Origin of the sequence: Kitasatospora sp. NPDC059160 (genome assembly GCF_042755465.1) — a bacterium.
Lineage (GTDB): Bacteria > Actinomycetota > Actinomycetes > Streptomycetales > Streptomycetaceae > Kitasatospora.
Genome location: NZ_JBHZCN010000004.1, coordinates 120,465 through 146,506, shown reverse-complemented (window position 1 = coordinate 146,506; position 26,042 = coordinate 120,465). Strand labels below are relative to the sequence as shown.

Genomic DNA, 26,042 nt, shown 5'->3' with positions numbered 1-26,042 from the left:
GCAGCACGGCGGTCCGTCCCGCTCTCCCACCGTCCCTCCGCTCTCCTCCCCGGGAAGACCACACCATGACGGTTCTCAACCAGTCCCTGCACGCCCTCGACCCGGAGATCGCCGCCGCGGTCGACGCCGAGCTGCACCGCCAGCAGACCACGCTGGAGATGATCGCCTCCGAGAACTTCGCCCCGGTGGCGGTCATGGAGGCCCAGGGTTCGGTGCTCACCAACAAGTACGCCGAGGGTTACCCCGGCCGCCGGTACTACGGCGGTTGCGAGCACGTCGACGTGGTCGAGCAGATCGCGATCGACCGGGTGAAGGCCCTGTTCGGCGCCGAGCACGCCAACGTCCAGCCGCACTCGGGCGCGCAGGCCAACGCCGCCGCGATGTTCGCGCTGATCCAGCCGGGCGACACCATCCTGGGCCTGAGCCTGGCCCACGGCGGTCACCTGACCCACGGCATGAAGATCAACTTCTCCGGCAAGCTCTACAACGTGGCCGCCTACCACGTCGACGAGAAGACCGGCCAGGTCGACATGGCCGAGGTCGAGCGCCTGGCCAAGGAGCACCAGCCGAAGCTGATCATCGCCGGCTGGTCCGCCTACCCGCGCCAGCTGGACTTCGCCGCGTTCCGCCGGGTCGCCGACGAGGTCGGCGCGCTGCTCATGGTGGACATGGCGCACTTCGCCGGCCTGGTGGCCGCGGGCCTGCACCCGAACCCGGTGCCGTACGCGGACGTGGTCACCACCACGACCCACAAGACCCTGGGCGGCCCGCGCGGCGGCGTCATCCTGTCCAAGGCCGAGTGGGCCAAGAAGATCAACTCCGCGGTCTTCCCGGGCCAGCAGGGCGGTCCGCTGGAGCACGTGATCGCGGGCAAGGCCGTCGCCTTCAAGGTCGCCGCCTCGGAGGACTTCAAGGAGCGCCAGGAGCGCACCCTGGAGGGCGCCAAGATCCTCGCCGAGCGCCTGCTCCAGGCCGACGTCGCCGAGGCCGGCGCCTCGGTGCTGTCCGGCGGCACCGACGTCCACCTGGTCCTGGTCGACCTGCGCAACAGCCAGCTCGACGGCCAGCAGGCCGAGGACCGGCTGCACGAGGTCGGCATCACGGTGAACCGCAACGCCGTCCCGAACGACCCGCGCCCGCCGATGGTCACCTCGGGCCTGCGGATCGGCACCCCGGCCCTGGCCACCCGCGGCTTCCGGGCCGAGGACTTCCGCGAGGTCGCCGACGTCATCGCCGAGGCGCTCAAGCCCGCCTTCGACGAGACCGTCGCCGCCGCGCTCAAGGCCCGGGTCACCGCCCTGGCCGAGAAGTACCCGCTCTACCCGAACCTCTAGTTCGGCCGCGGGTGACCGGCCTCACTCCGGCCGGACACCTGTCACTCCGGGGCACCGCGCACACTGGAAGTGCGCGCGGTGCCCCGTTCCGTGCACCGCCCAGTCCCTCCACGAGACCAGACAAGGACGTCCCCCGTGGCCCTCAGTGTCTTCGACCTCTTCTCCATCGGCATCGGCCCGTCGAGCTCCCACACCGTCGGCCCGATGCGCGCCGCCCGGATGTTCGCCCGCCGCCTGCGCTCCGAAGGCCTGCTGGAGCAGGTGACCGCCGTACGCGCCGAGCTGTACGGCTCGCTGGGCGCCACCGGCCACGGCCACGGCACCCTGAAGGCCGTCCTGCTGGGCCTGGAGAACAACTCGCCCCGCACCGTCGACGTCGACCAGGCGGACAAGGACGTCGAGCGGATCGCCGCCGAGAAGCGGATCAACCTGCTCGGCGAGCGCCCCATCGACTTCGACCCCGACAGCCAGGTGATCCTGCACCGGCGCCGCTCGCTGCCGTACCACGCCAACGGGATGACCCTGTGGGCGTTCGCGGCGGACGGCTCGACGCTGCTGGAGAAGACCTACTACTCGGTCGGCGGCGGCTTCGTCGTGGACGAGGACGCGCTCGGCGCGGACCGGGTCAAGCCCGACGACACCGCGCTCAAGTACCCCTTCCGCACCGGTGACGAACTGCTCCGGCTCAGCCGGGAGACCGGGCTGTCGATCTCCGGCCTGATGCTGGAGAACGAGAAGGCCTGGCGCAGCGAGGAGGAGATCCGCACCGGGCTGCTGGAGATCTGGTCCGTGATGCAGGAGTGCGTGCGGGCCGGCATGAGCCGCGAGGGCATCCTGCCGGGCGGGCTGAAGGTCCGCCGCCGGGCCGCCTCGGGCGCCCGGGCGCTGCGCGCCGAGGGCATCGGTCCGGCCAACGCGATGGAGTGGGTGACCCTCTACGCGATGGCGGTCAACGAGGAGAACGCCTCCGGCCGCCGGGTGGTCACCGCCCCGACCAACGGCGCGGCGGGCATCATCCCGGCCGTCCTGCACTACTACCTGAACTTCATCCCGGGCGCGGACGAGGACGGCATCGTCCGCTTCCTGCTCGCGGCCGGCGCCATCGGCATGCTCTTCAAGGAGAACGCCTCCATCTCCGGCGCCGAGGTCGGCTGCCAGGGCGAGGTCGGCTCCGCCTGCTCGATGGCCGCGGGCGGCCTCGCCGAGGTCCTCGGCGGCAGCCCCGAGCAGGTCGAGAACGCCGCCGAGATCGGCATCGAGCACAACCTCGGCCTCACCTGCGACCCGGTCGGCGGCCTGGTCCAGATCCCCTGCATCGAGCGCAACGGCATGGCCTCGGTCAAGGCCGTCACCGCGGCCCGGATGGCGCTGCGCGGCGACGGGCGCCACCACGTCTCGCTGGACAAGGCGATCAAGACGATGAAGGAGACCGGGGCGGACATGAAGATCAAGTACAAGGAGACCTCGCGCGGCGGCCTCGCCGTGAACGTCATCGAGTGCTGATCTCGCCCCGCTGACGAGCGGCCCCCGGGCGGAACCCCGTACCGCCCGCGGGCCGCTCGCGCTTTCTCGGGCCCCTACCGCCCCCGGCGGGCGGCGGGGCTACGGCGTGGCCGCCCGCCGCGCCGGGCTCGGGCTCGGCTCGGGGCTCGACGACGGGGCCGGGTTGGCAGCCGGGGTCGGCTTTGCGGCCGGGTTCGGGTTCGGCCGGGCCAGGAGGGCGACCGCCGTCGCCACCGCCGCCAGGCCGAGGCCGCCGGCCACCGCGCCGTGCAGCCCGCTGGTGACCGCCGTGCCGACGGCGTCCCGGACGGCCGGGGGCAGGCCCGCCAGCGTGGCCGGGGTGAGCCCCCCGCCGCCGGTCAGGTGGGCGGCGTCGGCCGGGCTCAGCCGCGCCTCCAGGCCGGCGGTCAGCCGCGCCGTGTAGACCGCGCCGAGGGCGGCCATGCCGAGCGAGCCGCCGAAGCTGCGCAGCAGGGTCACCACGCCCATCGCCGCCCCCATGTCCTGGCGCGGCACCGCGCCCATCGAGGTCAGCATGGTGCTCTGCATCAGCAGCCCGATGCCGATCCCGGCGACCGCCGTGAGCCCGGAGGCCACCGCCACCGGCGTGTCCGTCCCCAGGAACAGCAGCAGCACGGACCCGGCCAGGGTCAGCGCCCCGCCCAGCACCGGGTAGCGCCGTTCGCCGCCGGGCCGGCCCATCAGCCGGGCGGTGACCAGCTGGGTGCCCATCATGCCGAGCATCAGCGGCAGCAGGAGCAGCCCGCCGGTGGTCGGTGTCGCGCCCTGGACGAACTGCAGGTACTGCGGCAGGTAGCCGATCAGGGCGAGCATCACCGCACCGGCCAGGAAGCCCAGCACCTGGGCCACCGAGAAGTTGCGGCTGCGGAACAGCGCGGGCGGGATCAGCGGCCCCGGGGCGCGCAGTTCGACCGGCACGAAGGCGGCCAGTGCGACCACCGCGACCACGCCGGTGCCGAGGATCAGCGGCGAGGTCCAGGCGTACGTCGTCCCGCCCCAGCTGCTGACCAGGGTGAGTCCGAGGATGCCGGTGGTCAGCAGGGCGACCCCGGCCCAGTCGAAGGGGACGCGGACCCGTTCGGCCTTCGGCAGCCGGACCGCGAGGGCGACCGCGGCCAGGGCGAACAGGCCGACCGGCAGGTTGACGTAGAAGGCCCAGCGCCAGCTGAGCCGGTCGGTGAGGAAGCCGCCGAGCAGCGGCCCGCCGACGAAGGCGATCGGCATCAGCACCCCGATCACCGACTGCACCCGGCCCCGGTCGGTGGCGGGCACCAGCACCCCGATCACCGAGAGCGCGCCGACCATCAGCCCGCCCGCGCCGACCCCCTGGAGCGCCCGGAAGGCGATCAACTCGCCCATGTCCTGGGCGAGTCCGGACAGTGCCGAGCCGAGCAGGAAGACCGCCACCGCCCACTGGTAGGCGCCCTTGCGCCCGTACAGGTCGCCGAGCCGGCCCCACAGCGGGGTGGCGGCGGCGGAGGTGAGCAGGTAGGCGGTGACCGCCCAGGAGAGGTGCTCCAGTCCGCCGAGGTCGCCCACGATGGTGGGCAGCGCGGTGCCGATGATCTGCCCGTCGAGGGCCGAGAGGAAGATGCCGAGCATCAGCCCGAGCACGCCGAGCAGCGGCGGCTTGGGGCGGGCGTCGGTCGGTTCCGTGGTCATGGCGGTTCCCCCTGTCCCGTCCGGTTCAGGCGGTGAACGGCCGGGCCTGCCGGGCATCCCGCAACGCCTGCGCCCACCAGTCCAGTTGGTCGAGCAGGGTCTTGGCGGCGGCATCGGCGGCCGGGTCCTTCGGCTTCCCGTCGGCGTCGAAGGCCTGGGCGGCGCCGTGGAAGCTGACCGTGTTGCGGATCGTGACGGAGTTCAACTCGGCCATCACCACGCGCAGTTGCTCGACCGCCCGGAGGCCGCCGGAGAGTCCGCCGTACGAGACGAAGCCGATCGGCTTGCCGTGCCACTGCTGGTTGTGCCAGTCGATGGCGTTCTTCAACGGCGCGGGGAAGCTGTGGTTGTACTCCGGCGTGACGAACACGAAGGCGTCGGCGGCCGCCAGCCGGGGCGACACCGCGGCGAGCAGCTCACGTTCCCGCTCCGGCAGTTCCGCACCCCAGGACGGCATCACGGTGGGCAGCGGGGTGGCCGCCAGGTCGATCAGGTCGGCGGTCATGCCGCCGCGGGCGTCGAGGTGGCCGAGCAGCCAGTCGGCGACGACCGGGCCGAAGCGGCCGTCGCGGGTGCTGCCGAGCACGACCGCGACCTTGAGGTTCTGCTCCGTGGACATGGGGGTCCCCCTCCAAGATGATGTGTACGCCGTATCGGCGATGGATACAACGTACACACTGATGCGTACGGCGTCTACTGGACGGATACGGTGTACACGCGAGTGATACGGTGGACCCTCCCACCGGAAGGAGCCCGCCCCCCATGCCCGCTCAGCAGGCCCCCAGCGGGGACGACGACCAGGACAAGCCGCAGCCCTCCCTCTGGGAGCGGCTCGACCGCCCGGCCGCCGCACCGCGCACCACCCTGACCCCGCACCGGATCGCCGAAGCCGCGGTCGCCATCGCCGACGCCGAGGGCCTGGACGCCGTCACCATGCGCCGGCTCGCCACCGCGCTCGGCGTGGCCCCGATGGCCGCCTACCGGTACGTCTCCGGCAAGGACGAACTCATCGAGCTGATGGCCGACTTCGTCTACGGCCAACTCCCCCTGGACGCCCCCGCCGACGGCTGGCGCGCGGCCATGCGCTCACTCGCCGTCCACCTGCGCGCGATGAACCTGGCCCACCCCTGGATGGTCCGGGCGGCCACCCCGTTCTCCCTCACCCCCCACCAGCTCGCCGTCCCCGAGCGGTCCTTCGCCGCCCTCGCCGAGCACGGCCTGGACGCCGACACCACCATGGCGATCTTCCGCACGGTGGCCGGCTACGTCCACGGCTCGGTCGCCTCCGAGGTCGCCCTGGCCGCCCTGCGCCGCGACCACAACTGGTCCGACGGCGACGAGACCCGCGCCGGCCTGGCCCCCCGGATGACCTACCTGATGGGCACCGGCCGCTACCCCGCCTACCAGCAGTACCTCCAGCGGGCCACCCGCAAGGACGACCCCGCCTGGCACTTCGAGACCGGCCTCGACTGCGTCCTCGACGGCATCGCCACCCACTTCGCCATCTAGCTCCCGGCTTCCAACCGGGCGGCGACCGCACCGAGGCGTCCCATCGCGTGGGCGACGCCGAGGCCGTCCATGTAGTCCCGGACGTGCACCAGCAGCCCGCCCCGGGCGCGCAGCACCAGCAGCCCCGGCAGGGCGAACTCCGCGCCGGTGGAGGCGACCGTGCCGATCACCAGCTGCTCCACGGTAAGCACCTCGGGGTCCGCCCCCGGATGGACGGCCACCTCCCGGACCTCCCGCGGCCGGGCCTCGCTCGCACCCCACGCGGCCCGGTACCCGGCCCGGACCTCCTCCCGCCCCCGGTAGCGCGCGGGCATCCCCGGGAACAGGAACGGGAACTCGTGCACCCCGTCCTCGGCATACAGCCCGGCCAGCGCGTCCGCATCCAGGTCGAGCATCGCCCGCCGGTACCGGGCCAGCAGCTCCATTGGACCGGCCGTGGTGGAATCCGACATGGCCGCAAGCCCCTTCCTCAACGGGCGGGGCGCCAGGATCCTTGCACGGCAGTCCACTTGGCCCCCGCCGGATCACCCGATCCCGTCACCCTACCCACCCCCGCTGCACCGGAAGTCGGCCGGGCCGACTTCCGGTGCCGGCCTACGCAGGCGAGTCACTCGGGCGACGCGCGGGGATTGCGGGTGCTCCGGCGGGTGGGGAGTTTGGGCCTGGGGCGCCCCGGCCCCCGATCACCCACTCCCCAGGGTCATCGCGGTCGTTCCTCCCGGGGGCCACACGACGCAGGAGTTCGGTGCCAGCGTGCGCATCGACTGACGGCGGGCCCAGCCCGGTTTCACCCGCTGCACCGGAAGTCGGCCGGGCCGACTTCCGGTGCAGCGGTGCGTCTAGCGCCGTTCGGGGAGGGCGAGGAAAGCGAGGCCGGCAGCGAGGACGGCGAGGCCGCACCAGGATGCTGCCGGGAGGCGCTCGCCCAGGGCTGCGACGCCGAGGACGGCGGCGACGGCGGGTTCGGCGAGGGTCAGGGTGGTGGCGGTCTGGGCCGGGGTGTGCCGCAGGCCGTGGCCGTAGAGCCGGTACGCCAGGAAGGTGGTGACCACTCCGAGGTGCAGCACGACGCCCGCGCCGCGCGCCGAGGCCAGCCAGTGGAGGTCGCCGAGCAGCAGCACCGGGAGCACCAGCACCGCCGCCCCGCCGAACATCGCCCCCATCACCCCGGCGGCCGGTCGGCCGCCCCCGATCAGCCGCCCGGCGATCAGCGAGTACACCGCGAACGAGAGTCCGGAGAGCGTCGCCAGCAGCACCCCGAGGAGGTCCACCGCCCGCCCGCCACCGGCGAGTTCGGGCCCTAGCACGAGCACCGCGCAGCCGAGCACGGCCAGCGCCGTGGCCCCGGCCCAGCGCCCGCCGGGCCGCCCCTGCCGGGTGAGCCATGCCAGCAGTCCGGTGAAGACCGGCGCGCTGCCGAGCGCGATCACCGTCGCCACCGCGACCCCGGCGCGGGGTACGGCCGGGTAGAAGGTCAGCGGGTACCCCGCCACGGCGACGGCCCCGGCCGCCAGCAGCCACCGTTCCCGCGTCCCGCAGCGGCGGGGCAGCGACCAGGCGGTGCGGTCGGTGAGGAACAGCAGCAGCCCACCGAGCACCAGCGCGGCCGCGCCGATGCCGGTGGCCGGGGCGCCGCCCGGCGCCAGCGAACTGGCCGTCCCGGTGGTGCCCCACAGCAGTGCGGTGACGAGGATCGGCACCGGCCCGTCGATCGGGCGGGTACGGCGGGGGGTGGGGGTCAGGCGGGCGCGCGCGGGCGCGGACAGGCGATTCGGCACAGTCGTGAACTTCCGTCGTCGAAGACCGTCAGAGGAAAGGTTTCGAGAACGGGCGCGCGCCACAGAGCCCCTGGACGGGGCTGCGGGGATCAAGCCACCGGAGCGGGCGCCCGATCAGGCGCGGAGGGGTGGCAGCGCGACGCGCCAGTACGGGTTCACGCCCCCGATGCTAGCGGGGCCGAAACGGCACCGCACGGGAAGTCGGCCGGTCCGACTTCCCGTGCGGCAGCGGTGAGCGGTCAGAGGAGCTGGAAGGTCCACTCCTGCTGCCAGCCCGACTTACAGGTCCACACGCCGAGCTGCTTGAAGTCGGCGTCGTGGGCGAGGCAGTTGTCGTCGTCGATCTGGACCCGGTACTTCCCCCCACCGAGGCTCTTGAACTGCCACTTCTGGTTGGAGGTGTCACCCCACGCCTGCTGCTCGGCGACGTAGGTGTCGGGGTTCTCGGTGAGGTTGTACCCGAGGTCGTTGACGATCCGGTAGCGGTCCCCGCCCAGCGGCTTGATCGTCCACTTGGAGCCCTTGTACCCCAGGACCCCGGCCACGATCGGCGAACCCCAGCTGGCGGTCTCGGTGGGCGCCGACGCGCCCAGCCCGTTGGCGAGCTTGAGGAACAGCGGCCGCTCGGTCGGAACGCTGGCGCCACCGCCACCGCCACCGCCGGTGACACCGCCCGTGCCACCGCCGCCGGTGCCGGGGTCGGGCTTGGTCGGCGTGGTCCCGCCGCCGGAGTAGCCCTCCAGCACCCACTCCTGCTGCCAGCCCGACTTGCACGTCCACACACCGAGCTGCTTGAAGTCGGCGTCGTGGGCGAGGCAGTCGTCCTCGGAGATCCGGATCCGGTACTTGCCGTTGCCGACCGGGACGAGCTGCCACTTCTGCCGGTCGGCGTTGCTCCACGGCTGGAGCTCGGCCATGTAGTTGCTGTTCTCGGTGAGTTCCAGCCCGTACGAGCTGGTGATCCGGTAGCGGCCGCCGCCCACCGAGGTGATCTTCCACTTGGACTCGTTGCCGCCCCGGATGCCCGGGACGACCGACGCGCCGGCCGAACCGCCGACCGGAACGGCGCCCAGCCCGTTGTCGAGCTTGAGGATCACGTCGGCGCCGTTGGCGGGCGTGGTCGGGGTGGTGGTCGGCGGGGTGCCGCCCCAGGCCCAGTTCTGGTTGGGCGCGTCCCGCTTGTCCTCGGAGCCGCAGCCCCAGGCCACCACCGGGCTGCCGTTGCCGGTCTGCGAGTTGAAGTCGTCGATGCAGACGTCCTTGGAGCGGTCCTCCTGGTCCACCAGGTGCCGGAAGCCGCCACTGGCCGACATGTTCCAGCGCTGCCCCGGATTGTCCAGGCAGTCCCAGACCTGGAGCTTGTTCCCGGGCGAGGTGTTGTTGCCGGGCAGGTCCAGGCACTTGCCGTTGGCCGCCTGGAGCCGGTACCCGTTGTAGGTCCAGCGCTGCGCGTCGCCGCCGTTGCACTCCCACATCTGCACGGGGGTGCCGTTCGCGGTGCCGTTGCCGCTGACGTCCAGGCAGGCGTGGTGGTCGCGGCTGATGTCGGGGGTCAGGCTGCCGGTCCGGGTGCCGTAGCCCGAGCGCCCGGGGAAGTGGATGCTGCGGACGTCGCCGTCGCACTTGTAGGGCCGCGCGGTGCCCGACCGGCAGGTCCACGACTCCTTCTTGACGCTGTCGCCGTCCTGGCCGACGAACGCCCAGTTCATGAAGCCGCCGTCGGTCCGGTTCCGGAAGGTCGAGTCCCCCTGGAAGACCCAGATCCGGAACACGTCGTAGCCGGAGGGGTCCTTCTTGTCCTTGTCCAGGAAATGGTTGAGCTTGTACGTGGTGTCGAGCAGCACGCCCTTCATGTCGGCCTTGTACTCGCCCTTGAACCATTCGGTGTCGTACAGGTCGGTGCCCACCGTCTTGTACACCAGGACGTTGAACCCCGGGAACTTCTGGCTCAGCTTGGACGCGGTGCTCTGGGTGAACTCCGCGTTGTCCAGCTTGTTGTTGTTCGCGGCGGCGCGCATGCCCCGGATCATGTCGAAGGCCGAATTGATCAGCGCCGTCATGCAGTTGCCGCCGCCCACGGAGGCCGGGGTGCCGCAGGTCGTGTCCACGGGGGGCGCCGCCGACGCCGTCGGGGCCTGAACAGCGAGGCCGCCGGAAACGGCGACTGCGGCGACCCCGCAGGCCAGGGCTCGTTTCAGGCGGGACAGGGATTGCACGTCAAGACCATCCTTCTTCTCGGTAAAGCCGGATGGTATGGCCCGAAATCCCGCCGGAGCGTCGCCGTTGACGATATCCATATGGCCCGAACGGGAATTCCCGGAGCTTCTTTACGCGCCACCCCGGAAGCGCCTCACGGTTATCACGAATTGATATCCTTCGGGCGCCGCGTGGGCGCCAACACTGTTGGGGCCTGCACAGGAAGTCGGCCCCGCCGACTTCCTGTGCAGGGCGCGAGCGGACGCCACGTCCGCCGCGAAGTCCTCATCCGGTCCAAGCCGCCGGAGAACGTCGTTGCGCGCGGCACCGTTTCCCGTAGGCGTCGGCCCGATCACCGCGATGCGACGAGATCGCCCGAGGCAGGGCCGGCAGGCGAGGGGAGGGCGAGCTCGAACCATACGGATTTGCCGATGTAGCGCTCGCCGCGCAGCTCGGCGCCCCAGGAGGTGGCGAGGGCGGCGACGAGTTCGAGGCCCCGGCCGGACTCGTCTTCGGGAGCGGCGTGCCGGGGCACGGGGAGATTGGGGCTCGCGTCGGAGACCTCGACGCGGAGGAGGGTGGGGGTGGGGAGGAGCAGGCGGACGCCGATCAGGCGGTCGCGCGGGCCGCGGGCGTGGCGGCAGGCGTTGGTGACGAGCTCGCTGAGGAGGAGCAGGGCGGTCTCGGCGGACTCGACGTCGATCTCCCACTCGAAGGCCTGCCGAAGGAGCCGGATCCGGGCACGGCTCGCACTGCGGGGGTGGCGGGGGAGCGTCCACTCGACGGCGTCGCCAGGCTGAGTGATCATCAGAATCCTTGGGGGGGTGTACGGACGGCGTCACTCGCAAGGGCTGAGTTCGGCCATTTCACCCTTCAAGGGTCGGCAGACGGGCATAGCCTCGGCAGTAACACCGCATGTACAGCGACAGCTTGAACCGCCCTGTGACCAGGGCAGGGAGGGGCGCCGGGCGATGAGCACGCCGAAGGAGAACCCGATGTCCTGGAAGTACTGCGGCGATCAGCTCAAGCGGTGGCGCACTCACGCGGGCGTGACCCGGGAGAAGCTGGCCCAAGCAGCCTGCTACGACATCGAGAGCGTGCGGTCGATGGAGGCGGGGCGGCGGAAGCCCTCACTCAAGTTGCTTCAGGTGGCCGATGAGTTGTGCAACGCGAGAGGCATGCTGCTGGGGGCGGTGGACTACTTGAAGCCCGAGAAGTTCTCGCCCTACTCGCAGAGCTACACGCACGCCGAGCGCGAAGCGATCGCGATTCAGGTCTACACAGCTCTACTCATCCCTGGCTTGCTACAAACCGAGGAGTACGCGCGCGAGCTGATCGGCAACACGTACCCACCGCTGGACGACGAGACCGTCGCCTCGCGCGTGTCCGGTCGAATGCAGAGGCAGGAACGACTGCGGAACTCGCCGACCACGCTGTTCGGCTTCGTGATCAATGAAGCCGCATTCCGTGCGGTCGTCGGCAACAAAGGTGTCATGAAGCGCCAGCTCGAACACCTACTGGAGGTTGGTCGACTGCGCAACGTCTCAATCCAGGTGCTCCCGCTCAACCGCGCGGCCTACGCGGCTCTGGACGGGCCGATGATCCTCCTGGAGACTCCGGAGCACGAGCAATTTGCCTACGTGGAGGGCCAGAAGACAGGCATCCTCTACGCCGATGTGGCGCAGGTAAACACGCTGTCGCAGCGCCATGGCATGATCCGCATGCAGGCCCTCAGCGTTGAGGAGTCGAAAGCGCTCATCAGAGAGATGGCGGAGGAGCTATGAGCAACAGTCTCCAGTGGTTCAAGTCCAGCTATAGCACTAGCGACGGAGGCGAGTGCATCGAGGTGGCCCACTCCCCCTCCGCCGTCCACGTCCGGGACTCCAAGGACAAGGCCGGCCCCATCCTCACCTTCTCCCCCGAGGCGTGGTCCGCCTTCATCGCCGAAGCTCAAGCCGCCGACGCCGAGTGACCCCTTAGTCGAATGGGTGGGTAACCACCTTCCAACCACCCTCGCACGCAGCACATATGACTAATCGTCACGACTTCACCACACCCCGTCGCGCCGTGTAGCGTGCCCACTAACGAAACAACCCCCGACCGGTGCTACCAACACCGAACGGGGGTCTGACCACCCCGATCGAAGAGAGACTCGATCCTGTGGCTACCCATGACTCTACCGCCATGGCCTCCCCCGGATACGGCAAGCAGTCCGCCCCGGGGGAACTCCCCCGGGCCGCCGACGACTTCGGCCACCTCCCGGCCCGCGAGGCGTACCTCGCCTCGTTCGTCGACCACCTCCCCGACGGTGCAGCGATGGACGTCAAGACCCTCGCCGCCATCAACCCCCTCTTCGGGCAGATGGCCGTCCGCACGGCCCTCAACAACCTCTCCACCGCAGGTCACCTGCGTCGCGTCCGCGAGCGCGTGAACGCCGACCGTCCGCAGTGGGTGTTCCGCACCTACTTCTCCCGGACGCCCCGCTCCGACGCCTGGTGGAACCACTTCATCTCCACCGGGGAGGAACTCCAGGCCCCGGAGGCGTCAACGGATTCGGCGCCCGATCCCCCGGAAGAGCGACGCGCCGTCGTCTCGCCCGCTTACGCCGCCCTCGCCGGCCTCGGCCTCACGGACGCCCGCCTCCCGCTCTCCGCCGCCGACTGCGCGGCCCTCGAACCGCTCGCCGCCGAGTGGTTCGCCCGGGGCGCCACCCCGGCCCTCTTCACGGCCGCCCTCACCGCAGGCCTCCCGCCGGACGGCATCCACAGCCCGGTGGCCTTCACCCGCCGCCGCCTGCTCGACAAGCTGCCCCCGGAACGCCCGCTCCCCCAACAGCAGGCCGCCCGCATCGCCGAGTGCACCGACTGCCGCACCCCGTGCCGCCCGCACGCCCTCCTCGGCGGCCTCTGCCGCACCTGCCGCGGCACCCCCACGGCCCCGCCGCCGTCGCACCGGCACCTCTCCCCGGCCGCCGTCCGCGCACATGCCGCACGTGTCCGCCGAGCGGTGATCACATCAGCGCGATCGTGAATATTCACAGGCCGGAGCGTGAACCTATGCAAAATCCCAAGGTGAAGTAGGTTACAAACCTTGCAATCCAAGACGCCCGGTTTGCCCACATGCTGAGATCCGTGCGATAGTCAAGACATCGAGAACTTCGGCGGGCCCGACCTGGCACTGCCGACACCCATCGCGCGACACGCACCCCCTTGGCCGCGCGATGACCTGCACGGGCCCCCACCGCCGACCACGGCGAATCCGGGGGCCCTGCGCGTATCCGGACCCTGACGCCCGGGCCCGGAAACCAGCACCCGGAAGCCCGCCCCTCAGCTCCGCTCGCGGACCTTCAACTCGAACCAGACGCCCTTGCCCCGCGGCAGCAGGTCCGCACCCCACCGGTCCGCCAGGTCGTCGACGATCTTCAGGCCGCGCCCGCGCTCGTTCACCGGCCGGGGCTCGGCGAGGATCATGCAGGGCAACGCCCTCGACGAATCGCGGACCTCGATCCGCAGCCACCCGGGCTTGCGGCTGACGTGCAGCCCGATGGTGCGCCCGGCGGCGTGCCGCACCGCGTTGGCCACCAGCTCGCTGGTGAGCAACTCACCGGCCTCCAGGTGCTGGTGGAGCTCCCAGGACTCCAGGACGTTCAGGACCAGCCGACGGGCCACCGGGCCCGACTCCGGCCGGGACGGCAGCCGCACCTCGTTGGGCGCGGACTGGTCGCACAGTCTGCCGGAGTACATCTCCTGCAGCTCCTCGGAGCTGAGCCGCTCCAGCGCCGCGAGCGCACCCTGGACGTCGATCCACGACGCCTCCGCGACCCTGCCGGCCACGGGAACCGATGACTGATCTGCTTCGCCCCAACCCGCCATGCCGTCCATCATTGCGGAACGCAAGCGGCCGCGTACGGACAATGAGCAAACGATCTCGCCCGAGTCGGCATATGCCTCCAGCAACCCGGCCCCGGAAAAGCGTCGACCCGGGCCGACCGAAGTCAAGCCCGGGTTGACGTCTCACCGCAGCGACCTGCTGGTTACCACTTGCTCCACGGCAGGTTCCAGCCGCTCAGCCCGTTCGCCGGGTCGAGCGTCTCCTTCTTGATGGAGTTCTTCACGGTGACGACGTCCCCGACCAGCGTGTCCGCGTAGAACTTGCCCATCGAGGTGGAGTCCCCGCCGCCCTTGACGTCGCGCAGGCCCACGCAGCCGTGGCTGACGTTGTCCTCGCCGAAGGCGGAGCCGCTCCAGTAGTTGCCGTGCACGTACGTCCCGCTGGTGGTCAGCCGCATCGAGTGCGGCACCTGGAGGTCGTAGGACGCGCCGGTCATCCCGGGCAGGGTGCTGGACTGCATCCGCACCGTGCCCTCCTTGGACATGACCACCATCGTGCCGTTCCAGGTGGGGTGTTCGTCCGAGCCGGAGGTGATGTCGATGGAGTTCGACTGGCCGTCCCGGACCACCGTCATCGTGTGGGCGGCGGCGTCAACCGTCGAGACCTGGGATCGCCCGATCGTGAAGGGCTCGTCCCGGTCGCTGCCGTACACCCCGGGGGCGATCTCCACGCTCTTGAGGCGGTAGTGCACCGTCACCTTGGTGCCCGGCTTCCAGTACTCCTCCGGACGGAAGTCCACCCGGCGGTCGTCGAACCAGTGGCCCTTGACCTTGGTGCCGTCGCTGGCCTCGAAGGTGATGCCGTTCAGGACGGCGTCCTTGTTCTTGACGTCCTTGCTGAAGTCCACCGAGACGATCATGCCGACGCCGTACATCGCGTTGTCGTCCACGTTGTCGGAGGCCTTGGCGAGCGCCGCCGGGGTCAGCGTGGTGAAGCTGCTGTCCGCCTCGGCGACCGCGCCGTTGGCGTCCGCCGCCATCGCGCTGACCTGGTAGGCGGTGCCCACCGAGAGCCCGGCGGACGGGGTCCAGCTGGCGCCGTCCGCGGCGATCGTGCCGGGGACCTCCTTGCCGGCCTTGTCGCTCACCTTGACGGTGGTCAGCTTGCCGCCCGTCGCACCGATCTTGAGCGTGCCCGGCGCCACGTCCACCGCGCCGTTCTTCGGCTCGATGCTCACCGCGGCCGTGGACACCTTCGGCGCCGAACTGCCGGGCGCCGAGGCGGACGCCGAGGCCCCGGCACCGGCCCCCAGATCGGCCTTGGCGGCGCCGCTCCCGCTGCCGCCCCCGTTGCCGCCGCCACAGGCCGCGGTCAACGTCATCGCCCCGCCGACCAAACCGACGGCCACCACTCTGCGTATCGACCTCATCGCCGATTCCCTCCCTTGCTCCCCGCGGTCACGACGGACCCGCCCCATAGATGTGCCGGGCCACCGGAAAGGTTGCGCCGTTCGAGGGGCTTTCTGCCCCGAAAACCGAGCGGCCCGACCACCCCAACGGGTGAGTCCGGGCCGCTCGTACAGAAATCCGACCGGGCCTACCAGTTGGCCCAGGCGATGTTCCAGCCGCCCAGCCCGTTGGAGGGCGAGACGGTCTTCTCCTTGCTGTTCACGACCTTCACGACGTCGCCGACCATCGAGTCGTTGTAGAACTTGCCGGCCACCGAGGAGTCGCTGCCGCCCTGCACGTCCTGCATCGAGATACAGCCGTGGCTGCCGTTGAGGTTGCCGAACGGCATGCCCTTGTACCAGTAGTTGCCGTGCACGAAGGTGCCGGAGGTGGTCAGCCGGATCGCGTGCGGCACGTCCTTGATGTCGTACTCGCCGCCCAGGCCGACGGTGCGCGAGTCCATGTGGGTGATGCCCTCCTTGGCCATCACCACCATCGTCCCGCTCCAGGACGGCGTCGCGTCCGCGCCCATGGTGACCGGCAGGGTGGTGCTCTTGCCGTCCCGCTCGACCGTCATCTTGTGGGACTTGGCGTCGGCGGTGGAGACCATCGAGCGGCCGATGTTGAACGGCTCGTCCTTGTCCACGTCGCCGTAGACGCCCGGCGCGATCTCGACGCTCTTCAACCGGTACTTGATGGTCACCTTGGTGCCCGGCTTCCAGTAGTCCTCCGGGCGGAAGTCCACCCGGCGACTGTCGAACCAGTGGCCCTTGACCTTGGTGCCGTCGCTGGCCTCGAAGGTGATGCCGTTCAGGACGGCGTCCTTGTTCTTGACGTCCTTGTTGAAGCTCACCGAGACGATCATGCCGACGCCGTAGGTGCCGCCGTCGGCGATGTTGTCGTTGACGGAGGCCTTCTTCTCCGGCGTCAGCGTGGTGAACGAGGTCGTCGACGCGGCCACCAGCCCGGCGTCGTCCTTCGCCTGCGCGTTCACCTTGTACGCCATGCCGACGGCGAGCGCCGCCGCGGGCTTCCAGCCGGCGCCGTCCGGGGCGATCGCGCCCTCGACCGGCTTGCCGTTCTTGTCGGTCACCTCGACCGCGGTCAACTTGCCGTTGGAGACCGAGACCTGGAGCGCGTTCGGCGCGACGTCCTCGGCACCGTCCTTCGCCGACACCGAGAGCACCGCCGCCGAGGTCTTCGGCGTGGCCGCACCGCCGCCTCCGGGGGCGGCCGTCCCGCCGGCGTCCGCCGGGGCCGCCGCCGTCGCGTCACCCGAGGTGGCGCCCTTGTCGTCGTTGCACGCCGCGGTGAGCAGCAGCACGCTCCCCATGACCAGTGCCATCGCGCCCCTGCGCCGGTAGCGCCCACCGGTGCGTATCGCAGCGCCGGCCGTGTTCCCCGTCTTCACGGAATCTCCCCTCCAGGTATTCACTCACTTGACGCGATGGGCGCCCGGAAGAGTTGCACCGGGTCCCGATCTTTCGCATCGGGCCCGACGCGTCGGAGCAGGATAACCGTGCGGTCCGAGCGGATCCCGGGGAGGTGGCTGGGGGGAGGTGGCTACCGCAGCGCGCTGCCCGCCACCCACTGGTCCCACGGCACGTTCCAGCCGTTCAGCCCGTTCGACGGCGGCACGAAGTCCCCGGCCGAGGCCCGCACCTCGATCACGTCGCCCGGGACGGTGTGCTCGAACAGCCACCCCGCCGGGGTGTCCTTGCCGGCGCCCCCCTTGGCGTCCGCCAGCCCGATGCAGCCGTGGCTGGTGTTCGCGGTGCCGAACACCCCTTGGTCCGCCCAGTAGTTGCCGTGCAGGAAGGTACCGGAGGTGGTCAGCCGCATCGCGTGCGGGACGTCCTTGATGTCGTACTCGTCGCCCATCCCGACGGTCTGCGAGTTCATCCGGGTCAGCTTGTACTTCTCCGACACCACCATCACCCCCCGGTAGGTGGAGTGCTCGGGGCTGCCCCCGGAGACCTTGAGCACCCGCACCACCTTGCCGCCCGGCCCGGACCGGACCGTCAGGGTGTGCGCGTCCAGGTCCACCGTGGACACCTGGGCCCGGCCCACCGTGAAGCGCAGGTCCCGGTTCTGGCTGCCGAACGCCCCCGGCGCCCCCTGCACGTCCTTGAGCCGCAGCGCCACCGTCACCTTGGTTCCGGCCGCCCAGTACTGCTGCGGGCGGACGTCCAGGCGCTGGTTGCCGAACCAGTGCGCCGCCACCGGCACCGGCGGGTCCGCGGTGACCTGCACGGCCCGCTCCACCGCCGCCCGGTCGGCGATCGGCCTGCTGAACCGCAGCGAGACCGGCATCCCGACCCCGACCGTGGACCCGTCCTCCGGCGTGAAGAACGCCACGAAGGTGTGCGCCCGGGCCGCCGTGGAGAACTCCGAGTGCTGGGCCGCCCGCTGGCCCTGGTCGTCCTCCGCGACCGCGTCCAGGGTGAAGGCCGTCCCCAGCGGCAGCGCCCCCTCCGGCGCCCAGCTGGCACCGTCCGCGCCGATCGCCCCCGGCAGCTCGACCCCCTTCGCGTCGGCCAGCCGCACCGACACCAGCCGCCCCTGCGTCACGCCCACCCGCACCGGCCCCTCCGGCGGCACGTCCTGCGCCCCGTCCGCGGGCACCGCCGCCAGCACCGCCCGCGACGGCGGCGGAGGCGGCGTGGGCGCCCCGGCCCCCACCGCGTCCCCCGCCGGCGCCCCGGCCGACCCGCCGCAGCCGCTGACCACGGCCAGACAGCACACCGCCGCCGCCACCCGGCGCGCCCACACCCCACCTCGGCGCCGCATCCCGGGGCCTCCCACTGCTCGGGTCCGACGCCTGGAACACCGGACTCCGGGAACAACGACCCCGAACCACCCCGGGACACGCGCCCACCACCCGCACCACCCCATCCCCACCGACCACCCCCACCCCCCGACCGGGGCGAGCGGGACACGCTGCGGGAGGGGACGGTGGAAGGGGTGGGTGCGGAGAGGGGCGTAAACGGGAAAGAGAAGGTGAACGGGGCCCGGGACCCCCCGTTCAGGGAGGGCACGACCATGACCTCAGGCCAGGACCTGGAAGCCGAGGAGGCCGGGGTACGGCCGGGCAGCTGGCAGCCCCTGGGCGCCCGCTTCCGGACGGACCGGCCGGGCGGCCCCGGCACCAACTTCGCCCTCTGGGCGGCCGGTGCCGAGGCCGTCGACCTGTGCCTGTTCGACGAGGACGGCCGGGAGCACCGCCACCGCCTCACCGAGCAGGACCTCCAGGTCTGGCACGCCTTCCTCCCCGGCGTCCGCCCCGGCACCCGCTACGGCTTCCGGGTGCACGGCCGCTGGGACCCGTGGACGGGCGCCCGCTGGAACCCCGCGAAGCTGCTGCTCGACCCGTACGCCCGCGCCGTCGACGGCTGCTACACCTCCCACGACGCCGCGTGCTCCGCCGTCCGCAACTGGCCGGAGGCCGACGTCGCCGACACCGTCCGGGACAACCGCGACTCCGCCCCGTACGTGCCCAGATCCGTGGTCGTCCACGACGACGACGACTGGTACGACGACCACCGCCCGAAGACCCCCTGGGCCGAGACCGTCCTCTACGAGCTGCACGTCCGCGGCTTCACCATGCGCCACCCCGACATCCCCCCGCACCTGCGCGGCACCTACGCCGGCCTGGCCCACCCGGCCGCCCTCGCCCACCTCACCCGCCTCGGGGTGACGGCCGTCGAGCTGCTGCCGGTGCACCAGTACGCCAGCGAGGACCACCTCCAGTCCCGCGGCCTGGTCAACTACTGGGGCTACAACACCGTCGGCTACTTCGCCCCGCACGCCGGCTACTCCGCCTCGGGCTCACGCGGCGGCCAGGTCGGCGAGTTCAAGCGGATGGTCCGCGCCCTGCACGCCGCCGGGATCGAGGTGATCCTGGACGTGGTGTTCAACCACACCGCCGAGGGCGCCGAGCTGGGGCCCGCCCTCTCCCTGCGCGGCATCGACAACGCCGGCTACTACCGGCTGGCCCCGCACCGCCCGCGCGGCTACGCCGACTACACCGGCTGCGGCAACACCCTGGACACCCGCCGCCCGCAGGTGATCCGGCTGATCACCGACTCGCTGCGCTACTGGGTCTCCGAGATGGGCGTGGACGGCTTCCGCTTCGACCTCGCGGCCGCCCTGGCCCGGGCGAGCGACGGCGTCGACATGGAGCACCCCTTCCTCGCCGCGATCGCCCAGGACCCCCTGCTGAGCCGGGTGAAGCTGATCGCCGAGCCGTGGGACGTCGGCCCGGGCGGCTACCAGGTCGGCGGATTCCCCCCGCTGTGGGCCGAGTGGAACGACCGCTACCGCGACACCGTACGGGACTTCTGGCGCGGCGCCCGCCCGGACGTGCGCGAGCTCGGCTACCGGCTGGCCGGCTCCTCCGACCTCTACCAGCGCGCCGGCCGCCGCCCGTACGCCTCCGTCAACTACGTGACGGCGCACGACGGTTTCACCCTGCGCGACCTGGTCTCCTACGACCGCAAGCACAACGAGGCCAACGGCGAGGCCAACCGGGACGGCACGGACGACAACCGCTCCTGGAACCACGGCACCGAGGGCGAGACCACCGACCCGGAGGTGAACGCCCTGCGGCTGCGCCAACTGCGCAACCTGACCGCCACGTTGCTGCTCTCCGCGGGCGTCCCGATGATCACCGCCGGGGACGAGCTGGGCCGCACCCAGGGCGGCAACAACAACGCCTACTGCCAGGACGGCGAGGTCAGTTGGCTGGACTGGTCGCTGCTGGAGCAGCCCGGCTGGCAGGAGCTGTGCGCACTGACCGGACGGCTGGTCCGGCTGCGCCGGGCCCACCCGGTGCTGCGCCGGCGGGCGTTCTTCTCCGGCCGGGCCGCCACCCCCGGCGGACAGCCGGACCTCGCCTGGTTCACCCCGCTGGGCAAGGAGATGACCGAGGCCGACTGGTTCGGCCCCACGGCCTGCCTCGGCATGCTGCTCTCCGGCGCCGCGCTGCCCGAACGGGACGACACCGGGCTCCCGCTGGCCGACGACAGCTTCCTGCTGCTGCTCAACTCCGGCCCCGAACCGGTGGCGTTCACCTTGCCCGGCGAACCCTGGGCGGAGCCGGAGGCCGCCTACGAGACGGTGCTGGACACGGCCGCCGCGGGCACCGGCGAGGCCCGGCCGCGGGGCGCGGTGGTACTGGGCGGGCGCTCGCTGCAACTGCTGCGCGCACCCGCCCGCGACGCCCTGGTCAGTTGAAGGGGTGGCTGACCTCGACGTTCTCCAGGACGCCGAGCGCGTCCGGCACCAGCACCGCCGCCGAGAAGTAGGCGCTGACCAGGTAGGAGGAGAGCGCCTGCTCGTTGATGCCCATGAAGCGGACGTTCAGGCCGGGCTCGACCTCGTCCGGGATGCCGACCTGGGTGAGGCCGACCACGCCCTGGTCGTCCTCGCCGACGCGCAGCGCGAGGAAGGAGGTGGTCCGGTCGGCCGCCACCGGGATCTTGTCGCAGGTGAGGATCGGCACCCCGCGCCAGACCGGCCGCCGCTTGCCCAGGACGTCGACCGTGCCCGGGTCGATGCCGCGCTTGGTGCACTCCCGCTCGAAGGCGGCGATCGCCTTCGGGTGGGCGAACAGGAAGTCGGTGTCGCGGCGCATGGAGAGCAGCTCGTCCAGGTCGTCCGGGGTGGGCGCGCCCGAGTGGGTCTGGATCCGCTGGTCGAAGTCGGCGTTGTGGAGCAGGCCGAACTCCGGGTTGTTGATCATCTCGTACTCCTGCCGCTCGCGCAGGGCCTCGATGGTCAGCCGCAGCTGTTCCTCGGTCTGGTTCATCGGCTTGCTGTAGAGGTCGGCGACCCGGGTGTGCACCTTGAGCACGGTCTGCGCGACGCTCAACTCGTACTCGCGCGGCGCCAACTCGTAGTCCACGAAGGCGCCGGGCAGCTCGTACTCGCCCTGGTGGCCGGCCGAGAGGTCGATCTTCGCCTCGCCGTGGGCGTTCTGCGCCTGGGCGGCGTCGGCGGCGAAGCCCAACAGCTGCTCGCGCAGCGGCGCGGAGCGGTCGACCAGCTCCTGCAGCCCGGCCGCGTTCAACGCCATGGCGACGCCGGCGGTGCCCGCCCGCACGGTGTACGGCCAGCTGCCGCCGGGCTCGGTGATCACCTCGTCACCGACGTGGTCGCCGTCCGCGAGGGTGCCGAGCACCGTCTCCTCGCCGTACTTGCCGGTGCCGATCCGGTCGACCTTGCCGTGGGCGATCAGGAACACCTCCTCGATCGGCGCCCCCTCCCGCACCAGGACGTCGCCCGGCGCGAAGTCCCGCTGCACGAAGCGGCGGGCCAGCTCGGCCAGCACCTCCTGGTCCTCGAACCCGCGCAACGCCGGCACCTCGGCCAGCGAGGGCGCGATCACCGTCACCGTGGAACCGGCCTTGGCGAAGCCCACCCGGCCGCGCCCGGGGGCGTAGCTGAGGCGACGGTTGACCCGGTACGTACCCGCGCTGACCTGCACCCACGGCAGCACCCTGAGCAGCCAGCGGGAGGTGATCTCCTGCATCTGCGGCTTCGACTTGGTGGTCGTCGCCAGGTTGCGGGCGGCCGTGGTGCTGAGGCTGAGCTGGGCCCTGACCTGCACGGTTGCCGATCCTGGGCCGGGGGTGGGCTCGGTGTCGACCGTCATGTCCACACACTCCTGTCACTCGCTTGCCGATGAGCGTCCATCAGGAGATGTAATCGGCCGTTCGGCAGGCGCCCGCAAGAGGCGCACGGCGCACTCCTCCCTGCACGAACGGCTCCGCACTCCCCTCAGCACGCCCTCGCCTTACCCGTTCGGGTGGCCGGTTCTCGGCGGCCTTCACCGACAGGGGCGAAAAACCGGATGAGAAATGACGGGCACTCTGCCTACCCTCACCGCGATGGCCGAGAACCGACAAGACTCCGACCGCACGACCGGGCGACGCCGCTCCACGGTCCGCTCACTGCTGCGCCTGTGGCCCTACGCCCGGGCCGTCCGCGGCCGGCTCCTGGTCTCGGTGTCGGCCGCCACCCTCGCCATGCTGAGCACCCTGGCCGTCCCGGTGGTGCTCGGCCGGATCGTCGACGGCCCGCTCGCCCGGCACGACCTCGACGCGCTGTGGCCGCCGATCGGCCTGCTGCTGCTCCTCGGACTGGTCGAGGCCGCCCTGTTCTACACCCGCCGGGTGGTGCTGTCCCGCCCGCTGGGCCGGCTGGAGGCGGCCATGCGCGCCGACCTCTACGCCAAGCTCCAGCGGCTGCCGGTCTCCTTCCACGACCGCTGGGGCTCCGGGCAGATGCTCTCCCGGGCCACCACCGACATGAACGCCATGCGGCTCTTCCTGGCCTTCCCGCTGGTGTTCCTGGTCGTCAACTCGGTGACCTTCCTGGCCGGCACGGTGCTGATGTTCGCCCAGGACTGGCGGCTCGCCGTGATCATCCTGCTGCCCGCCGCGCCGCTGCTGGTGCTCACCCGGCGCTTCGAGTCCGAGTACTCCGTCACCGCCCGGCTCGCCCAGGACCAGAACGGCGACCTCGCCACCGTGGTCGAGGAGTCGGTGCTCGGCATCCGCATCCTCAAGGCCTTCGGCCGGCACCGCGCGATGGCCGAGCACTTCCGCGCCCAGTCCCACCGGCTGCGCCGCACCGAGCTGAGCAAGGCGCACCAGCTCGCCAACCTGTGGGCGGTCATCGTCGGCCTGCCGGAGATCGCGCTGGGCTGCGCCCTGGCCGTCGGCGCCTACCTGGTCGCCCACGACGAGCTGAGCGCCGGCACCCTGGTCGCCTTCCTCTCCACCGCGCTCGCGCTGCGCTGGCCGGTCGAGTCGCTCGGCTGGCTGCTCGCCTACGCCAACGAGGCCGCCACCGCCACCGACCGGTTCTTCGAGGTCATCGACGAGCCCGAACCCGCCGAGCCCGCCGACCCGGCCACCGCGACCGCCGCCCCCGGCCCGCCGGGCACCCCGGGCACCCGGGACGGCATCCGCTTCACCGGCGTCCGCTTCCGCTACCCCGACGCCCCCGACGACACCCCCGACCTGCTGGCCGGCATCGACCTGCACGTCCGCAGCGGCGAGACGATGGCCCTGGTCGGCGCCACCGGCAGCGGCAAGACCACGCTCACCGCCCTGCTCCCCCGGCTGTACGAGGCCACAGGCGGCCGGATCACCCTGGACGGCCGGGACATCGCCGAGCTGCCCCGGCAGGAGCTGCGCGAGCTCGTCGCGGTCGCCTTCGAGGAGCCCACCCTGTTCTCCGCCACCGTCCGGGAGAACGTCCTGATGGGCGCCCCCGGCGCGGACGACCGGCAGCTGGCCTCCGCCCTGGCCACCGCCCAGGCCGGCTTCGTCGAGAAGCTCCCGGCCGGGGTGGGGACCGAGGTCGGCGAGCAGGGCCTGAGCCTGTCCGGCGGCCAGCGCCAGCGCCTCGCGCTGGCCCGCGCCGTGGTCGGCGACCCGTCCTTCCTGGTGCTGGACGACCCGCTCTCCGCGCTCGACGTGCACACCGAGGCCCTGGTCGAACGGGCACTGCGCGAGGTGCTCGGCTCCACCACCGCCCTGGTGGTCGCCCACCGCCCCAGCACGGTGCTGCTCGCCGACCGGGTCGCGGTGCTCGCCGACGGCCGGATCGAAGCCGTCGGCACCCACCAGGAACTGCTCCGGGACTGCCCCCGCTACCGCGAACTGATGTCGGGCGAGGCCGCCCCGGTGCCCGAGGGCCCGTTCGTCCTTGAGGAGGGCTCCACCCGATGACCACCACCGTCGAACCCGCCGGGCCCGCCGGGCCCGCCGCGGCCGACCGGAGAGACCAGACCGACCCGACCGTCCCGGCCGAGGAGGAGCTGCCCGCGCCCCCGGCGGACGAGGAGGACATCCCCGTCCCGCCCGGCGCGCCCCGGGCACTGCTGCGCTCGCTGCTCGCCCCGCACCGGGCCCGGATCACCGTCGCCATGGTGGTGATCCTGGTCCAGCAGGCCGCCCTGCAGTCCGGCCCGCTGCTGGTCGCGGTGGCGATGGACCGCGGCATCCCGGCGCTGCGCGCGCACGACTCCGGCCCGCTGGTCGCGGTGGTGGCCGGCTACCTCTTCTGCGCCCTGCTCAGCCCGCTGCTGCAGTGGGTGTTCATCAAGATCAGCGCCCGGGTGAACCAGGACGTCCTGCTGGACCTGCGCGGCCGGATCTTCCGGCACGCCCAGCGGCTCAGCCTGGACTTCCACGAGCGCTACACCTCGGGCCGGATCATCTCCCGGGCCACCAGCGACATCGACGCGCTGCGCGAACTGCTCTCCGAGGGCCTCCAGGAGCTGCTGACGGTCTTCCTGTCGGTCTGCTACATCTCGGTGCTGCTGGTGGTGCTGGACTGGCGGCTGGGCCTGGCCTCGCTGGCGGCCTTCCTGCCGCTGGCCCTGGTCGCCCACTCCTTCCGCACCCGCTCGCGCCGGGTCTACCGCCGCTCGCGGACGGCCGCCGCCTCGATGATCGTGCGCTTCACCGAGACCATGAACGGCATCCGCCCGGTGCAGGCCTTCCGCCGCGAGAAGGCCAACGACGCCGCCTTCGGTGTGGTCAACCGCCAGGCCTCGGCGGCCAACGCGGAGGGCTTCATGGAGCTCGCCCGGTACGTCGGCCTCTCCCGCGCCACCGCCAACGTCTGGTTCACCGGCATCGTGCTGATGGGCGCCTACCTGGTCGCCGACGACGCGCTGGAGCTGGGCGTGCTGACCGCCTTCGCGCTCTACCTGCGCCGCCTGTTCGACCCGATCGACCAGCTGGCGATGTTCCTGAACAGCTACCAGGCCGCCGCCGCGGCCCTGGAGAAGATCGCCGGCCTGCTCGCCCACGAACCGACCGTCGCCGAGCCGGCCGAGCCGGTCGAACTGCCGCCCCCGCCCCGAGCCGAAGGGCGCGCCGGTGCCGAAAGCGATGAGCGACAAGCGACCGACGAAGGAGGGAGTGCCGGAGCGAAGAACGTCGGCACCGGGTCGGAGCGCCCGGAGGCGAGCGGGCGAGTCACAGCCAAGGGACGAACGGTCTCCTTCGAGGGGACGCGCTTCGCCTACCGCACCGGCAAGGAGGTGCTGCCGCCCTTCGACCTGCTGATCCCGGCCGGGCAGACGGTCGCGGTGGTCGGGGCGACCGGCGCCGGCAAGTCGACGGTCGCCAAGCTGCTGGCCCGCTTCTACGACCCGACGGACGGCCGGATCCGGCTGGACGGCGTGGACCTGCGCGACCTCGCCACCCCGGAGCTGCGGCGCGGGGTGGTGATGGTGACCCAGGAGTCCTTCCTGTTCTCCGGAACCGTCGCCGAGAACATCGCGATCGGCCGCCCCGGCGCCACCCGCGCCGAGGTCGAGCAGGCCGCCCGGGAGATCGGCGCGTACGGGTTCATCGCCGCGCTCCCGGACGGCTTCGACACCGACGTGCGCAAGCGCGGCGGCCGGATCTCCGCCGGGCAGCGCCAGTTGGTCGCCTTCGCCCGCGCCCTGCTGGCCGACCCGGCCGTGCTGATCCTCGACGAGGCGACCAGTTCCCTGGACGTGCCGGGCGAGCAGGCCGTGCAGCGGGCGATGCGCACGGTGCTGGCCGGCCGCACGGCGGTGATCATCGCCCACCGGCTCTCCACCGTGGAGATCGCCGACCGGGTGCTGGTGATGGACCAGGGGCGGATCGTCGAGGACGGCTCGCCGCGGCAGCTGATCGAGGGGGAGGGCCGTTTCGCCACCCTGCATCGTGCCTGGCGGGACAGTCTGGTGTAAGAAAGGCCCTGGCCGC

Annotated in this window: 20 protein-coding genes; 9 read left to right on the top strand and 11 right to left on the bottom strand. The window is 71.8% G+C overall.

The window, feature by feature from the left end; all coding sequences use genetic code 11:
* Positions 1 to 65: 65 nt before the first annotated feature.
* Both glyA and ACFXOZ_RS03015 read left to right on the top strand, forming a co-directional pair.
* Positions 66 to 1,334, top strand: a complete 1,269-nt coding sequence (gene glyA, locus ACFXOZ_RS03020; protein ID WP_375891527.1) for a serine hydroxymethyltransferase — start codon at positions 66 to 68, stop codon at positions 1,332 to 1,334.
* Positions 1,335 to 1,469: 135 nt separating this feature from the next.
* The gene (locus ACFXOZ_RS03015; RefSeq protein WP_375891526.1) at positions 1,470 to 2,837 is read left to right on the top strand and encodes an L-serine ammonia-lyase; all 1,368 of its coding nucleotides are present in this window, start codon (positions 1,470 to 1,472) and stop codon (positions 2,835 to 2,837) included.
* Between the two features lie 99 nt (positions 2,838 to 2,936).
* On the opposite strand, the gene ACFXOZ_RS03010 is transcribed toward ACFXOZ_RS03015, so the two are convergent.
* Both ACFXOZ_RS03010 and ACFXOZ_RS03005 read right to left on the bottom strand, forming a co-directional pair.
* Positions 2,937 to 4,520: an MDR family MFS transporter gene (locus ACFXOZ_RS03010; protein WP_380586867.1), complete on the bottom strand. Its 1,584-nt coding sequence runs from the start codon at positions 4,518 to 4,520 to the stop codon at positions 2,937 to 2,939.
* 25 nt (positions 4,521 to 4,545) lie between these two features.
* Positions 4,546 to 5,139, bottom strand: coding sequence for an NADPH-dependent FMN reductase (locus tag ACFXOZ_RS03005; protein ID WP_380586864.1), 594 nt, complete (start codon positions 5,137 to 5,139; stop codon positions 4,546 to 4,548).
* Positions 5,140 to 5,282: 143 nt separating this feature from the next.
* Here ACFXOZ_RS03005 and ACFXOZ_RS03000 point away from each other — a divergent pair, with 143 nt between their 5' ends.
* A complete protein-coding gene (locus tag ACFXOZ_RS03000) occupies positions 5,283 to 6,029 on the top strand; it encodes a TetR/AcrR family transcriptional regulator (RefSeq protein ID WP_380586861.1) in 747 nt (248 codons plus the stop codon).
* Here the strand turns inward: ACFXOZ_RS03000 and ACFXOZ_RS02995 are convergent.
* The 4 genes from ACFXOZ_RS02995 to ACFXOZ_RS02980 all read right to left on the bottom strand — a co-directional run bounded on the left by ACFXOZ_RS02995 (position 6,026) and on the right by ACFXOZ_RS02980 (position 10,811).
* Entirely contained in the window at positions 6,026 to 6,481 is a 456-nt protein-coding gene (locus ACFXOZ_RS02995; RefSeq protein WP_380586858.1) for a nuclear transport factor 2 family protein, read from the bottom strand. The two genes, ACFXOZ_RS03000 and ACFXOZ_RS02995, sit on opposite strands and share 4 nt — an antisense overlap.
* Before the next feature lie 387 nt (positions 6,482 to 6,868).
* Positions 6,869 to 7,807: a DMT family transporter gene (locus ACFXOZ_RS02990; protein ID WP_380586855.1), complete on the bottom strand. Its 939-nt coding sequence runs from the start codon at positions 7,805 to 7,807 to the stop codon at positions 6,869 to 6,871.
* Positions 7,808 to 8,046: 239 nt separating this feature from the next.
* Positions 8,047 to 9,915, bottom strand: a complete 1,869-nt coding sequence (locus tag ACFXOZ_RS02985; protein WP_380586852.1) for a ricin-type beta-trefoil lectin domain protein — start codon at positions 9,913 to 9,915, stop codon at positions 8,047 to 8,049.
* Between the two features lie 440 nt (positions 9,916 to 10,355).
* Positions 10,356 to 10,811, bottom strand: a complete 456-nt coding sequence (locus tag ACFXOZ_RS02980) for an ATP-binding protein (protein WP_380586850.1) — start codon at positions 10,809 to 10,811, stop codon at positions 10,356 to 10,358.
* 187 nt (positions 10,812 to 10,998) lie between these two features.
* Here ACFXOZ_RS02980 and ACFXOZ_RS02975 point away from each other — a divergent pair, with 187 nt between their 5' ends.
* The 3 genes from ACFXOZ_RS02975 (at position 10,999) to ACFXOZ_RS02965 (ending at position 13,033) form a co-directional block, all read left to right on the top strand.
* Positions 10,999 to 11,787, top strand: coding sequence for a helix-turn-helix domain-containing protein (locus ACFXOZ_RS02975; protein ID WP_380586847.1), 789 nt, complete (start codon positions 10,999 to 11,001; stop codon positions 11,785 to 11,787).
* Complete coding sequence (locus ACFXOZ_RS02970; protein WP_380586844.1) at positions 11,784 to 11,975, top strand: DUF397 domain-containing protein; 192 nt, start codon at positions 11,784 to 11,786, stop codon at positions 11,973 to 11,975. The genes ACFXOZ_RS02975 and ACFXOZ_RS02970 overlap by 4 nt, the downstream gene beginning before the upstream one ends.
* 212 nt (positions 11,976 to 12,187) lie before the next feature.
* The gene (locus tag ACFXOZ_RS02965; protein ID WP_380586841.1) at positions 12,188 to 13,033 is read left to right on the top strand and encodes a hypothetical protein; all 846 of its coding nucleotides are present in this window, start codon (positions 12,188 to 12,190) and stop codon (positions 13,031 to 13,033) included.
* 296 nt (positions 13,034 to 13,329) lie between these two features.
* On the opposite strand, the gene ACFXOZ_RS02960 is transcribed toward ACFXOZ_RS02965, so the two are convergent.
* The 4 genes from ACFXOZ_RS02960 to ACFXOZ_RS02945 all read right to left on the bottom strand — a co-directional run bounded on the left by ACFXOZ_RS02960 (position 13,330) and on the right by ACFXOZ_RS02945 (position 18,072).
* A complete protein-coding gene (locus tag ACFXOZ_RS02960) occupies positions 13,330 to 13,836 on the bottom strand; it encodes an ATP-binding protein (RefSeq protein WP_380521947.1) in 507 nt (168 codons plus the stop codon).
* A 200-nt stretch (positions 13,837 to 14,036) separates the two neighbouring features.
* Positions 14,037 to 15,215 carry an Ig-like domain-containing protein gene (locus ACFXOZ_RS02955; RefSeq protein WP_380396832.1) on the bottom strand — a complete coding sequence of 393 codons (1,179 nt, stop codon included), beginning with the start codon at positions 15,213 to 15,215 and terminating at the stop codon, positions 14,037 to 14,039.
* 215 nt (positions 15,216 to 15,430) lie between these two features.
* On the bottom strand, positions 15,431 to 16,627 hold the full coding sequence (locus ACFXOZ_RS02950) for an Ig-like domain-containing protein (protein WP_380586838.1): 1,197 nt from the start codon (positions 16,625 to 16,627) through the stop codon (positions 15,431 to 15,433).
* A gap of 218 nt (positions 16,628 to 16,845) precedes the next feature.
* Positions 16,846 to 18,072 (bottom strand): Ig-like domain-containing protein, encoded by a 1,227-nt coding sequence (locus tag ACFXOZ_RS02945; RefSeq protein ID WP_375891510.1) that lies wholly within the window; start codon positions 18,070 to 18,072, stop codon positions 16,846 to 16,848.
* 252 nt (positions 18,073 to 18,324) lie between these two features.
* Here ACFXOZ_RS02945 and glgX point away from each other — a divergent pair, with 252 nt between their 5' ends.
* Positions 18,325 to 20,517 (top strand): glycogen debranching protein GlgX, encoded by a 2,193-nt coding sequence (gene glgX, locus ACFXOZ_RS02940; protein ID WP_380521951.1) that lies wholly within the window; start codon positions 18,325 to 18,327, stop codon positions 20,515 to 20,517.
* Here the strand turns inward: glgX and ACFXOZ_RS02935 are convergent.
* A complete protein-coding gene (locus tag ACFXOZ_RS02935; RefSeq protein WP_380586835.1) occupies positions 20,510 to 21,937 on the bottom strand; it encodes a family 2B encapsulin nanocompartment shell protein in 1,428 nt (475 codons plus the stop codon). The two genes, glgX and ACFXOZ_RS02935, sit on opposite strands and share 8 nt — an antisense overlap.
* A gap of 235 nt (positions 21,938 to 22,172) precedes the next feature.
* Between ACFXOZ_RS02935 and ACFXOZ_RS02930 the strand changes: the two genes are divergently transcribed.
* Both ACFXOZ_RS02930 and ACFXOZ_RS02925 read left to right on the top strand, forming a co-directional pair.
* Entirely contained in the window at positions 22,173 to 24,023 is a 1,851-nt protein-coding gene (locus ACFXOZ_RS02930; protein WP_380586832.1) for an ABC transporter ATP-binding protein, read from the top strand.
* Entirely contained in the window at positions 24,020 to 26,026 is a 2,007-nt protein-coding gene (locus ACFXOZ_RS02925; protein ID WP_380586829.1) for an ABC transporter ATP-binding protein, read from the top strand. Before ACFXOZ_RS02930 ends, ACFXOZ_RS02925 begins: the two co-directional genes overlap by 4 nt.
* Positions 26,027 to 26,042: the final 16 nt, after the last annotated feature.